General features: G+C 46.5%; 11 protein-coding genes and 1 riboswitch. Of the genes, 8 read left to right on the top strand and 3 right to left on the bottom strand.

Annotated features, from left to right (window positions below; translation table 11 throughout):
• The first annotated feature begins 91 nt into the window (after window positions 1-91).
• Window positions 92-1,882, top strand: a complete 1,791-nt coding sequence (locus tag NI467_RS00300) for an ABC transporter ATP-binding protein (protein WP_151204032.1) — start codon at window positions 92-94, stop codon at window positions 1,880-1,882.
• Window positions 1,883-2,483: 601 nt separating this feature from the next.
• On the opposite strand, the gene phoU is transcribed toward NI467_RS00300, so the two are convergent.
• Entirely contained in the window at window positions 2,484-3,200 is a 717-nt protein-coding gene (gene phoU / locus NI467_RS00295; protein ID WP_151204033.1) for a phosphate signaling complex protein PhoU, read from the bottom strand.
• 121 nt (window positions 3,201-3,321) lie between these two features.
• Window positions 3,322-4,665 (bottom strand): TolC family outer membrane protein, encoded by a 1,344-nt coding sequence (locus NI467_RS00290; RefSeq protein WP_151204034.1) that lies wholly within the window; start codon window positions 4,663-4,665, stop codon window positions 3,322-3,324.
• A gap of 285 nt (window positions 4,666-4,950) precedes the next feature.
• Here NI467_RS00290 and NI467_RS00285 point away from each other — a divergent pair, with 285 nt between their 5' ends.
• The 7 genes from NI467_RS00285 to NI467_RS00255 all read left to right on the top strand — a co-directional run bounded on the left by NI467_RS00285 (window position 4,951) and on the right by NI467_RS00255 (window position 11,675).
• Window positions 4,951-5,988 carry a hypothetical protein gene (locus tag NI467_RS00285; RefSeq protein WP_253150262.1) on the top strand — a complete coding sequence of 346 codons (1,038 nt, stop codon included), beginning with the start codon at window positions 4,951-4,953 and terminating at the stop codon, window positions 5,986-5,988.
• A gap of 90 nt (window positions 5,989-6,078) precedes the next feature.
• Window positions 6,079-6,208: riboswitch (TPP riboswitch) on the top strand.
• A gap of 87 nt (window positions 6,209-6,295) precedes the next feature.
• Window positions 6,296-8,173 (top strand): phosphomethylpyrimidine synthase ThiC, encoded by a 1,878-nt coding sequence (gene thiC / locus NI467_RS00280; protein ID WP_151204036.1) that lies wholly within the window; start codon window positions 6,296-6,298, stop codon window positions 8,171-8,173.
• Window positions 8,174-8,249: 76 nt separating this feature from the next.
• Window positions 8,250-8,885, top strand: a complete 636-nt coding sequence (locus tag NI467_RS00275; RefSeq protein ID WP_151204037.1) for an NUDIX domain-containing protein — start codon at window positions 8,250-8,252, stop codon at window positions 8,883-8,885.
• Window positions 8,882-9,697, top strand: coding sequence for a 3',5'-cyclic-AMP phosphodiesterase (gene cpdA / locus NI467_RS00270; RefSeq protein ID WP_253150260.1), 816 nt, complete (start codon window positions 8,882-8,884; stop codon window positions 9,695-9,697). The genes NI467_RS00275 and cpdA overlap by 4 nt, the downstream gene beginning before the upstream one ends.
• A gap of 210 nt (window positions 9,698-9,907) precedes the next feature.
• Window positions 9,908-10,435: an RNA polymerase-binding protein DksA gene (gene dksA, locus NI467_RS00265; RefSeq protein ID WP_151204039.1), complete on the top strand. Its 528-nt coding sequence runs from the start codon at window positions 9,908-9,910 to the stop codon at window positions 10,433-10,435.
• Between the two features lie 2 nt (window positions 10,436-10,437).
• Window positions 10,438-11,358, top strand: a complete 921-nt coding sequence (gene gluQRS / locus NI467_RS00260) for a tRNA glutamyl-Q(34) synthetase GluQRS (RefSeq protein ID WP_253150499.1) — start codon at window positions 10,438-10,440, stop codon at window positions 11,356-11,358.
• Between the two features lie 56 nt (window positions 11,359-11,414).
• Window positions 11,415-11,675 (top strand): zinc ribbon domain-containing protein, encoded by a 261-nt coding sequence (locus NI467_RS00255; RefSeq protein ID WP_151204041.1) that lies wholly within the window; start codon window positions 11,415-11,417, stop codon window positions 11,673-11,675.
• Here NI467_RS00255 and ftsW read toward each other — a convergent pair.
• Window positions 11,664-12,860, bottom strand: a complete 1,197-nt coding sequence (gene ftsW, locus NI467_RS00250; RefSeq protein WP_151204042.1) for a putative lipid II flippase FtsW — start codon at window positions 12,858-12,860, stop codon at window positions 11,664-11,666. The genes NI467_RS00255 and ftsW overlap by 12 nt on opposite strands.
• Between the last annotated feature and the right edge of the window lie 3 nt (window positions 12,861-12,863).

Genomic DNA, 12,863 nt, shown 5'->3' with positions numbered 1-12,863 from the left:
CCAATGTCACAAATCACTACAACATGGCCCCTTGTGAGCCTGCAAAATCCTGCCTAGACTAAACCCACTTCCACAATAAAAATAATTGCTTATGAATTTGTGGCAACTATTTCTCAAATTGCGGCCTTTTGTCCGGCCTTATCGTGTGCTGGTGATTGCCACCCTGATCCTGACCCTGATTGGTTCCTTTACGGCACAGGTCAATGCAATTACCTTGCAATATGCAGTCGATAGTATCAACCGCCTTCTGGAAACCGGCCAGGGGCTGGATGAAGGCTGGCACATTCTTATCACTATTTCCATCATTTTGCTTGGCAAGGAGATCATCAATGCCTTTGTTCAGTTCGGCCAGAAATTTTATGGAGAAAAGTTAAGGATTTTTGTCTCACAGGACTTGGCTCAGGGCATTATTGAAAAATTTCTCACCTATCGTCTGGCTTTTTTTAATCAGGACAATAATCAGGCCGGAAAATTACAGACCCGGATTGATCGCGGGATCGGCTCCCTGACCCGTTTGGTGCAGATTTTTTTTATTGATATTTTGCCTTTATTTACCAGTGCAATTGTGGCTTTGGGACTGATGTACTATGCCAATTTTTATGTCGGGCTGGTGGCGACTGCCATCGTACCGGTGTATTTCTGGCTGACTTATCAACAGGCACAAAAGCTCGGTGGTTGGCGCCGCAACCTGCGGGATGGCCGGGAGAAAAAAAGCCAGGGGATTCTGAGCATTATCAATTCAATTACGGTCATTAAATCCTTTAACCGCGAAGCGATTGAATCAGATAAGCAGTTAAAATTGCAACGTGAACTGACTGATAATCAAATGAAAACCCGTCAGACCAGCTTTCTGTTTGATGGCTTAAAGACCTTTATCGAACAGATTGGCATTGTGCTGATTATTATTCTGACCTCCTATTTTGTTCTGGATGGGCAGATGAGTATTGGCATGATCATGTTTCATGTGCTGCTCTTTAATAATGTCTCGGCCCCCATTCGTTCCCTGCACCGGATTTATGATGAGGTCAACGATGCCATGATTTATTCAGAAAGTTTTTTTAATATTCTGGAGGCCGATCATGAAATTGAACAGAGTGGCCAGCAAAAACCGCCTATTCAAGGTCATTTTAAACTGCGCGGTGTAAATTTTTATTATCCGAATGGGCACCATGCCCTCAAAGAAATTGAAATGGAAATCCGGCCCAATACCATTACCGCCCTGGTCGGTTTGTCGGGCGCAGGAAAATCGACCTTGATCAGCCTGCTGGACAAGTTTTATGCACCGCAGCAAGGCCAGATCCTACTCGATGGAATTGATTTAAAAGACTATGACACCCAGTATCTGCGTGATCATATTGGGCTGGTTCTGCAAAAAAACCATATTTTTCAAGGCACGATTTTTGACAATATCCGGTATGGAAAAACCGATGCTCGACTGGAAGAGGTCATTCAGGCGGCCCAGAAGGCTTCCATTCATGAGCAGATCCTACAATTACCACAAGCCTATGAATCGGATGCTTTGCAGCTTTCTGGCGGACAGCAGCAGCGTATTGCACTGGCACGTATGTTCCTGAAAAACCCACCCATTATTTTTCTGGATGAACCCACGGCAAGTCTGGATGCAATTGCAACCGAACAGATCAAACACAGTCTGGACCAGATTAAACAGGGCCGGACGGTGATTATCATTTCACATAGCCTGTCGCAAATTATCGATGCGGATTATACCTATGTCATGAAAGAGGGGACGATTGCAGAACATGGCGAACATGATCAGCTTTACCATCAAAATGGGGTCTATAAAGAGATTTTTGATGCGATGGCAAAAAGCCTGAATATTGAAAAAATTGCCAGAACCTTTGAAGAAGAGACGCATAGTTAAGCTGGGGAGCAGCCAGTCTTTAACCCACTTGCTTCAAGCCTTACCAATGCGCGGAGTGATCCCTTGGCGCACTCCTGCCTTGCATTCTTCAATCAGTTAGAAAAATAGAGTTTTATAGCGAACTTAAGCAGCTGGTCTCTATTTTCTATCCAGTCAGGCAGCGGTTAAAACCGCATAATCCGCTCCCCGGATATAGAGTGATATTGATAATCCAGCCCATAAAAGTGATAACCAACTTCAGCTTGGCTGAAAAATAAATTTCAGGGTGATCGCTTGTATTTTTATCCCCCTATAAAATACCCCCTACAAATATAGTCTTATTTTTAAACCTGATATGTCCGACCATCTTCAATAAAGCTCATATTTATTGAAACAGGGTCTGATTTTTTATTCTGTATAGATCTAAAACATTCCCCATATGCTCACAACAGCTTCCGCCTATTCTGAAATAGCCTTATTATTAAGGCCATCTATCTTTTTGTTTTTTTTAGGCTAACCCTGTCCAGTGTTAATCTGACATCTAGGTTTGAAATCTTTAAAATTTAAAAACTCTGAAACATTAAGAAGCTGTTCTTTTTTTGATCTAGGTAACGGAATAGGCTTAACGCACACGTTGCTCAACTTCTTCGACACTGGCATGGCGTACGTCAAAGCCTTTGACCATATAAATGACCTGCTCTGAAATATTGCGCGCATGATCACCAATTCGTTCCAGTGAGCGTAATACCCATAAAACATTAATTACCCGACTAATATGTCGCGGATCTTCAATCATATAGGTCATCAGGGTACGCGTTGCGGACTGATATTCACGGTCAATATCCCCATCCGCCAGCATTACCCGCAGGGCCTGATCGACATCCAGCCGTGCAAACGCATCTAATGCATCATGAATCATGACACGCACCTGATTACCAATATGACGGGTTTCCATATAACCACGTGGTGAGCCGCCTTCTTCACATAAACTTTGGGCAATACGGGCAATTTTTGCAGCCTCATCTCCAATACGCTCAAGGTCGGTATTGGCCTTGGACATGGCAATCACCATACGCAGGTCAATTGCCGCAGGATGACGGCGTGCCAGAATCAGGGTCAGCGCTTCATCAATTTCACTTTCCAGGCGATTGACCACATTGTCCTGAAACTGTACATCAATAGCCATCGCGGCATCTGTATCCAGCAAAGCATGAATCGCATTGGCCACTTGTTGCTCTACCATTCCGCCCATGGTCATGAATTTGGTATTCACATCCTGCAAATCCTCATTAAATTGCGAAGAAATGTGATGACTTAAAACAGGATTATTTGGACTCAAGGATATTTACTCCTGAACAGCACACAGCAGTGATCGTTAATGGATCAATATTAAAGCATATCTTTGATGAAAGTTTGATGACAAATCAAAAAGCCATGTATTTATGCCATATCAACAGAGCCTAAGGATACTCCACCAGCCAGGCATTGATTTCTGCCAGCTGTTTTTCTGTCAGTTGCCCGACCGATGCCTGTAATTGCAGGACATGCAGCACATAGTCATATTTAGCATTCAGATAATCGGTTTTGGCCGAGAAAGCATTACGCTGGGCCAGTAAAATATCGACCATGGCTTTTAAGCCTTCCTCATATTGGGCACGGGATGCGCGTGAGACCATTTCCGAGGACTCCATCGCAGCCTGACGGGCCTTGAGTTTGGCCTGATCGGTTTCTACCTGTAAATAAGACTGCTTCACCTCGGTATGGGCCTTACGCATGGCAGCCTCCAGCTGGGAGGCACTTTTCTGTACATTAACACTGGCCTGGCGGATGCTTTTCTGGGTACGGCCACCGCTAAACAGATTCCAGTTTACTTCTAGGCCGATCTGGTCAAAATCGCCATTGCTCGACAGCACAGTTTCAGGGGTTTGTTTTAAATAGCCATAAGTTCCCACCGCCTCAACTTGCGGATAAAGGGCTGCCTGTTCTACCCGCTTGGCATCTTCAGAATAACGTTTTTGCAGACGCGCTTGCAGAATTCCCAGGTTCTGGTGCTGAGCCAGATCAATCCAGGCATCAATGCTCTCCGGAATGGGCTTCTGGAACTGGAAATCTTCCCGCAACACAGCCAGATTCTCGCGATAAGGCCCAATCAGTTGAGCCAGCTGTTCCTGAGCCAGCACCAGCTGTACCTGGGTTGAAATCCGGTTGGCCTGAGCACTCTGATATTGGGCATTGGCTTCACTGACATCACTGCGGGCTACCAGCCCCTCTTTGAGCTTGGCCGTCATGATGCCCAACTGTTCTAACAGAGCCTGTTCTTCCTGCAAATAGGCCATGGTCAGGGATTGTTGGCGCAGGACATTAAAATAGCCTTCAGCGACCTGTAAAATATGCTGCTGTTTTTGCAGGCGTAAATTGACTTCACTCAGCTCTACCGAGGTTTTGACCTGCTTATAACCCTGCCAGGCATCCCAGCGAAATAAAGGCTGCCGTGCAGTAACTGCAATCTGGCGACTGGTGGTACTAGCCCCCTGTAACTCGCCAAAATCGGCAGGAAGCCCCTCAATCTGCGAGTGATTAACAGACTGGTTTTTACGGCTGAGATTACCTGAAAGCGTGACAGTCGGCAGTAAATTCCCGCTGGCAATTCCGAGATTCAGCTGATCGGCCTGATACTGCAAGACATTGGCCTGCCAGTTGGGATCATTGTGCTGGGCGCGCTGATAGGCATCAAGTAAATCCAGTGCCCAAAGTTCAAAACTTGCACAGCATAAACAGGCACTCACAATGAGTTTTAATTTCATTTTATTCGTCTTTACCCCTAACCGCCCTTAAAACCATCCAATTCCAGGCCTTTCTGCTCCCCAGAATACTAAAGATTTCTTTTGAATGATTACGTATAACTTTTATTAAGTTTTTAATATAGAACGACGATTTTATTCAAGATTCCTTCAACTTTCAGAATCCTTCACATCCGCTTAACAAAGCCGTTCACAATACTAAACATAGTATTTTAATTTGATCTATACAATAGAATTCCCGCTAAAGCAGTCATTTCTGATTTTCACCGCAAAGAGTACGTAAACATAGTGTTAACGCGATTCCAGTCAATATTCAAATATGGTTTAGTTTTGAGCAGCTTGCTGTTCGTAGGAGCATGTCAGCAGCCTTCAGAACCGCAGCTTGAAATTGAACAGGCGGAGCTTAAAGCCACGCTGAGTCCGGAACATGATTTTACGCTCATGTGCCAGAATATTGAAAAAAATATGGCCCAGATTAATGATCAGCGCACCACCTTTGCGCTGGAGCAGATTAATCAGGACCTGAAAGTGTGTCTGCCACTGATGGAACTGGCCGAGCAGAAACACCTGATGCAACATTCAACCGAGATGTATCAGCGCTTTTTAAATGTTGAACGTAGCGAATTCCAGCAACGCGCCTTTGAGCAATATTCTCTGGAAATGGCCCAGCATCCGACCATTCAGCAGAGTCATTTTGAACAGCTGACCTCGCGTGACCAGTACCTGCTAAAACATAAAGGGCAAGCCTATGTAGAATTGCTGGATCTTGGAGATGGTCAGCTGCATTATCGCCGCAGTCCGGAATATCTGGCGCGTATTTTTGCCCCTTATTTACCGGCGCCTGAAAAAACCTTTATTGAGAATCTAGCAGAACAGAATGCCGAACCGGTCCTGATCAACAACCGGCTCCAGCTTGAGGCAGCAGATATTGCCGCACGTGGCCTGTTCTGGGAAGACTATCTTCAGACCTACCCGCAGAGCAGCTATACACAGGACGCGAAATACCTCCTCAAACAATATACCTACTTCTTGTTCCGCGGCACTGAAGCCTCTCCAGTGTCTGCAGATTATCGGGACCGTTATAGCGTGGATACCAGTCATCTGGAAACCATTATCGGTTTGTCACGTGGTCAGAAATCGACGCTGTCTGCGCAGGCACGATTATTTCTGGAGTTTTTAGACATGAGTCCTGAACAGCGTCAGCAGGCGCTGCCGGAAAACTATCGTAACCGCTCCGAGGCCGAACAGATTTTATATTATGCCCAGATCAGCCCGCCCTCGCAGAATTATGAAAAAAACTGCTTTCGAGATGCCATTTGTCTTTAGAGTCGGTTACATAAAAATAGCTTCTGTTGTTCAAACTTGCAGCCATTGATTTAAAGCTACTTTTTAGACGCCAACTGCGCTAAGATTAAGCTTCGCTTGACGGAGCGCGAGTAGTCCCTCGCTGAGATCATGTAATGCCAATCCTCGACTGGCAGTGAACATGAGTACCGTTGAACCTGATCAGGTTAAAACCTGCGTAGGAATCAAGCCATCTAAAAACCCCAGCCTTTTTGTCCTGCACAGGATAATACCGCCCACGTTTTTGGTCGTGCTTGATTCGTTGATGTCATTCATAAGGATCATGACAATGAACCAGTTAACGAATCTTTCTTCTGAAACTCCCCTAAGCCAGCATGAACAGGAAGCTCGCGACCTGACCCGTATTCTGCCAGCATCACGTAAAGTCTATTTACAAGGTTCACGTCCCGATATTCAAGTTCCCATGCGGGAAATCTCTTTAAGTGAAACCCCAACCCGTACTGGCAATGAAAGCAATCCCCCTTTGATGGTGTATGACACCTCGGGTGTCTACACAGATCCCAATGTGGCGATTGATCTGAATAAAGGCTTGCCAAATGTACGTGAACCATGGATCAAGCAGCGTAATGATACAGAAGTGCTGGATCAGCTCAGTTCTGAATTTGGCCGCCAGCGTTTGCGTGACATCCGCACGGCCGAAATCCGCTTTGCCCATATTCAAAAACCACGCCGTGCCAAAGCTGGCCAGAACGTGACCCAGATGCATTATGCCAAACAGGGCATCATTACGCCGGAAATGGAATATATCGCGATTCGGGAAAATCTGCGTCAGCTTGAAGGCGTGGATATGCGCCAGCATCCGGGACAAAACTTTGGAGCAAAAAATCTCACCGAAATTACTCCGGAGTTTGTCCGTCAAGAAGTGGCGGAAGGCCGTGCAATCATTCCGGCCAATATTAATCACCCGGAACTCGAGCCGATGATTATCGGACGTAATTTTTTGGTGAAAATCAATGCCAATATCGGTAACTCTGCACTCGGTTCGAGTATTGAAGAAGAAGTCTCGAAAATGACCTGGGCGACACGCTGGGGGGCAGATACGATTATGGATCTGTCCACCGGACAGAATATTCATGAAACCCGTGAATGGATTATCCGTAACTCTCCGGTGCCGATCGGCACCGTACCAATCTATCAGGCACTGGAAAAAGTCAACGGCGTGGCTGAAGACCTAACCTGGGAGATCTTTAAAGATACCCTGATTGAACAAGCCGAACAGGGTGTGGACTATTTCACCATTCATGCTGGCGTGCTTTTGAGATATGTACCGCTGACGGCAAATCGCTTAACCGGTATCGTATCTCGTGGCGGTTCAATCATGGCGCAGTGGTGTCTGGCCCATCATCAGGAAAACTTCCTCTATACCCATTTCGATGAGATCTGTGAAATCATGAAGGCCTATGATGTCTCCTTTAGTCTGGGAGATGGCCTGCGCCCTGGTTGTATTCAAGATGCCAATGACGAAGCTCAATTTGCCGAGCTGAGAACCTTGGGAGAGCTGACTCACCGTGCCTGGAAACATGATGTACAGGTCATGATTGAAGGCCCGGGCCATGTTCCTATGCATATGATCAAGGAGAATATGGACCTGCAGCTCGAAGTCTGTAAAGAAGCGCCTTTTTATACCTTAGGGCCTTTAACCACCGATATTGCGCCAGGCTATGACCATATTACCTCAGCAATTGGCGCGGCCATGATTGGCTGGTACGGTACGGCCATGCTGTGCTATGTGACCCCCAAAGAGCATTTGGGCCTGCCGAACAAGAAAGATGTCAAAGATGGCATTATTACCTACAAGATTGCAGCGCATGCAGCCGATCTGGCCAAAGGTCATCCAGGTGCTCAAGCCCGCGATAATGCCTTGTCCAAGGCACGTTTTGAATTCCGTTGGGAAGATCAGTTTAACCTGAGTCTGGATCCAGATACCGCGCGCAGTATGCATGATGAAACCATGCCCAAACAGGCGCATAAATCAGCGCATTTCTGTTCAATGTGTGGTCCAAAGTTCTGTTCAATGAAAATCACCCAGAATGTTCGTGACTATGCCAGTCAGCAAGCAGCTGGCCAAGCAGAGATTGAGTCTGGACTGACCCAGATGAAAAATGAGTTTCATAGCACTGGTCAAAAACTATACCACAAGCTATAAACTTCAAAAAAAACAGTTGTCTTCATAAAAATCTCAGATAGGATGAAAACGTAAGTATTTCATCTTTTCTGAGCTTATGAATATTATTAAACAGGCTTCTTACAATAAAAACGATTTTAGTATAGAAGCGCGGGAATTTTTATATCGGGGATTTATTCAGGTTGAAAAAGTCAGCCTGCGCCATCGCCTTTTTCATCAAGCAGCCCAGACACCAGTTTTGCAGCGTGAGTTGATTCATCGCCCAGAAGCCGCTGGCGTCCTGATTTATAACGACCAGCAACAAAAATTCGCTCTGATCGAACAGTTTCGTATTGGTGGGCTGGATGATGCCGATTCACCCTGGCAACTGGAAATCATTGCCGGCGTACTCGATGGTGATGAAGCGCCGGAACAGTGTATTCGCCGTGAAGCACTGGAAGAATCAGGCTGTAGTATTGAGCATTTACAACATATTTTTAGCTTCTATCCTTCTGCCGGGGCCTGTTCTGAGCTGTTTCACTTATATGTAGCTGAAAGTGTACTGCCTGAAAAGGGCGGTATTTTCGGTATGCCGGATGAAGGAGAAAATATCCAGCTGCATATTCTGGACTATACAGATCTTGCCGAATTGCTCAGCAATGGCCGCTTAAAAAATGCCCCAGTCATTATGGCCTTACAATGGCTGCAAATGCATATCCATACTGCCCAGATATATTTAAGGGGGCAGACATGAAAAATCTAGCCCAATTTGAGAGTGAAAGTGCGCAAGACTGGACCCTGATCCAGATTACCGACACCCATTTAATGGACCAGCCAGACCTGAGTTTTGCCCAGATTAATCCGGAGTACAGCTTCCAGCAGGTCATGCAACATATCCAAACCCATTTTCCACAAATGGATGCCTTGATTCATACCGGTGACTTGGCTCAGGTGCCGGTCGCAGACACCTATGCCCGCTATCTTCAGTCGATTCAGGCCCTGAATGTGCCGTATTACCAGATTCCAGGCAATCATGATGATGCCCGCTATTTTCCGTTTTACCGTAATACGGATCAGGCCCATGCCATCCGTCTGGGAACATGGTCCCTGATCCTATTAAACAGTGCCGTGGCAAATCAGGTAGATGGCTGGATTGAGCAGACCCAGCTAGATCAGCTGGATCAACTTCTAACTGAGCATCGGACGCAACATATTGTAATTGCCTGTCATCATCATCCTTTTGCCATGCAATCGCGCTGGATAGACCAACACCGTCTGAAAAATGCAGATAGTCTGAAACAGGTGATTGCCCGCCATCAAAATGTCAAACTGGTACTGTTTGGCCATGTGCATCAGGACTCCTGTCATGCGTGGCAAGGCGTAGCTTTTTTATCGGCGCCCTCCACCAGTGTGCAGTTCAAACCCAGAAGTGAAAATTTTGCGCTAGATCAGGCCGCACCGGGCTATCGGGTAGTACATTTGTACCAGAATGGCGGGTTTGAGACCCATGTGCAGCGGATTGCCTTCAGTGAGCAAAATATTAATACTGAAATTTCAGGTTATTAACTTTCCAATTTAATTTTTTTGCTTTACCTTAATGCAACCGAAGGAAGTGTGATAGTTATAATCCATACATCAAAGACTATTAAAGCGTATAAAAAGTCTATATGATGACGACCCCCATAGAAGGATAATCCTTCTTCAGGGTGGATAAAAAATTGCATATCACCATATTTTTTGCGTACGTATATACGCATATGATGAGGAATGCCCTAAATGGCGAATGACAACCAAAATCAAGTCTTAGACCAACAAACCGATCTTGTAGAAGGGAAAGCTACCAAGCGAGTACGTAAATCTAAGCCGAAAACGACTGAGGGTGGTTCTACTGCTAGCTTATTTGGTATTGAACCTTATCAACCTAAAAAAAATGAAGAATATATGTCTGAAGGCCAGCTTGGACACTTCCGTCAAATTTTGATGGCATGGAAAGCTGAGCTGATGTCAGAAGTTGACCGTACTTTAAATACCATGCAGGATGAAAATACGGCCCTTCCTGATGTGAATGACCGCGCAACGCAAGAAGAAGAGTTTGCAATCGAGCTGCGTACCCGTGACCGCGAGCGTAAGCTGATCCGCAAAATCGAACAGTCGATTGAAGCGATCCAGAACGATGACTACGGTTTCTGCGAAACTTGCGGTATCGAAATCGGTTTACGCCGTCTGGAAGCCCGTCCAACTGCAACTTTATGTATTGACTGCAAAACTCTGGCAGAAATCAAAGAGAAGCAAAACAACGGTTAATGATGTTCTCCAATAATCCTCCCCTAACCCCTCCCTTAATCAGGGAGGGGGATAACAGGATGGCTTATGTGGGCCGGTTCGCGCCATCGCCAACCGGCCCTTTGCATTTTGGCTCCCTTATTACAGCGGTGGCCAGCTATTGTGATGCCAAAGCCCATCAGGGCCGCTGGCTGGTGCGGATTGAAGATACCGACATTCCGCGTATTTATCCGGGCAGTGAAGCGCATATCCTGCGCGCGCTGGACGCTTTTGAATTTGAGCCAGATAGCGCCATCATTTTTCAGAAAGATCGCCTCGAGCTTTATGAAAAAGTCATTCAGCAGATCCGTCAGCAAGGACAGGTTTATGCCTGCCAATGCACCCGTAAAATGCTCGGCTCCAACCATATCTATCAGGATACCTGTCGTCATTTAAACCTGGCCTTTGAGCATCAGGCAATCCGCCTCAAGGTTGAAGATGTCACCATCTGCTTTGACGACCGTCTACAAGGCCGGCACTGTTCAGAACTAAAAAAGGACCTCGGGGATTTTGTCCTGAAACGCCGTGATGGGATTATCAACTATCAACTGGCTGTGGTGGTGGACGATTATCTGCAAGGCATGACCCATGTGGTGCGTGGTGCTGATCTGTTAGACAACACCGAACGCCAGATTTATCTGGGGCAGTTACTGGGCTATCCGCGCTTGAGCTATCTGCATCTGCCTTTAGCCATGAATGATCAGGGGCAGAAACTGTCCAAGCAAAATCTGGCACAAGCACTGAATCTCCAGCAGGCTCCCCTGCTCTTGAAACAGGCACTTCAGGCCTTGGGTCAGCTGCCGGTTGACATGGACCGCCCTGCACATATGCTGGAGCAGGCCGTGGCCCAGTGGGATATTGCACGAATTCCTCATACAACACAGCTACAAGGTCACTATGTATAAAAATCAGGTTTGACTTAAGCTAACAACAAGAACAAAGCTCAAAGAGGAAGATCAGGATGTTTTTTATTTTTGGGATAGGACCGAAAACCAAGGTAATTGAGAAAAGCCAGTTTCTCTGCCCGGTCTGCCGCACGCGCTCAGCCTATGAATTAAAGCAGCAGCGCAATTATTTTTCTCTGTTTTTTATTCCCCTAATTCCGCTATCCAAGGCGAAAAGTGCTTTTGTACGCTGTTTGAATTGCGGTACGGTCATGCCGAGCACAGTACTTGACCATGCCCAGCCTGATCCACAGCGTCAGTCCAGTCTAGAAGCTTGATTCTTCGCGGCTTGGATTGACTTGCTGGGTAGTAGCGTCAATTTTCAAAATCAAGCTGATCATCACTGCACAGATAATCAAAGATGAACCGCCATAACTGATAAATGGCAGGGTCAAACCTTTGGTCGGTAACAGCCCCATATTCATCCCGGCATTGACCAGAATTTGCAGCAGGAAAATAATACTGATGCCATAGGCGAGATAGCCGGCACGCAAATACTGATGCTGCAAGGCACGATGCCCGATCCGGATGCAGCAGACCAGCATGGTAAAGGATAAAAGCAGAATGGTGGCAATGCCCAGAAAACCAAACTCCTCTCCCAGAATTGCCAGCATAAAGTCGGTATGTGCTTCAGGCAGATATGACATTTTCTGGATACTATGACCCAGGCCGACGCCTGACCATTCACCGCGACCAAATGCCATCAGGGCATTCGACAGCTGATAACCAGTGCCGAGCGGATCTTCCCAAGGGTTGGAGAAAGACAGCAAACGCTGTAAACGATACGGCTCCCATGCAATTGCAACGGCAAATACCCCCAACAAGGTCATCAATGCCACCCCAAACTGAATCCAGGGCGCACCCGCCAGAAAGAAGACACCCAGCATAGTCAGGGTAATCACCACCGTTGCCCCAAGATCGGGTTCCAGAATAATTAGACCAACCGTGGCCCCCATGATGGCACTCAAGCGAATCAGCCCTTTAATATTATTTCGGACTTCTTCTGCACGACGTACCACATAGTCGGCTGTAAAAATGGCCATCATGACCTTGGCAACTTCAGAGGCCTGCAAGGTAAAGCCGGCCAGCCTGATCCAGCGTTTGGAACCATTGACTTCAGTCCCGATAAAAAGTACTGCGACCAGCAGCACAATGGTGACTATCCACAAGAAGAAGGTATTGTTAAACCACATCTTCAGCGGGACTTTATAAGCCAGATATGCAGCCACAAGCGCAGCAACAATCGAAATCCCGTGCCGGATTACATAATGAAAGGCATTTTCATGAATACGCTCGGCATACGGCATCGAGGCGGAAGCCACCATGATCGAGCCAATACACAGCAAGGCCAGCACCGAGAAAATCAGCACATTCCGTGCATTGACATCTACCGGCAGTTTTGGCACCCACTGATCATATAAGCGGTTTAATTTATTGATCGTAGTCTGAGCAAACTCAGCCATAGC

This window comes from Acinetobacter sp. S4397-1, from assembly GCF_024129285.1.
GTDB classification, from domain to species: Bacteria; Pseudomonadota; Gammaproteobacteria; order Pseudomonadales; family Moraxellaceae; genus Acinetobacter; species Acinetobacter lwoffii_C.
The sequence above is the reverse complement of the archived record's forward strand: the minus strand, read 5'-3'. Positions and strand labels throughout refer to the sequence as shown.

Bases quoted from the DNA above. Each gene is read 5' to 3' on its own strand.
- NI467_RS00300 (WP_151204032.1), top strand. From the start codon at position 92: ATGAATTTGTGGCAACTATTTCTCAAATTGCGGCCTTTTGTCCGGCCT.
- NI467_RS00290 (WP_151204034.1), bottom strand. From the start codon at position 4,665: ATGAAATTAAAACTCATTGTGAGTGCCTGTTTATGCTGTGCAAGTTTT.
- thiC (WP_151204036.1), top strand. From the start codon at position 6,296: ATGAACCAGTTAACGAATCTTTCTTCTGAAACTCCCCTAAGCCAGCAT.
- NI467_RS00275 (WP_151204037.1), top strand. From the start codon at position 8,250: ATGAATATTATTAAACAGGCTTCTTACAATAAAAACGATTTTAGTATA.
- cpdA (WP_253150260.1), top strand. From the start codon at position 8,882: ATGAAAAATCTAGCCCAATTTGAGAGTGAAAGTGCGCAAGACTGGACC.
- dksA (WP_151204039.1), top strand. From the start codon at position 9,908: ATGGCGAATGACAACCAAAATCAAGTCTTAGACCAACAAACCGATCTT.
- gluQRS (WP_253150499.1), top strand. From the start codon at position 10,438: ATGTTCTCCAATAATCCTCCCCTAACCCCTCCCTTAATCAGGGAGGGG.
- NI467_RS00255 (WP_151204041.1), top strand. From the start codon at position 11,415: ATGTTTTTTATTTTTGGGATAGGACCGAAAACCAAGGTAATTGAGAAA.
- ftsW (WP_151204042.1), bottom strand. From the start codon at position 12,860: ATGGCTGAGTTTGCTCAGACTACGATCAATAAATTAAACCGCTTATAT.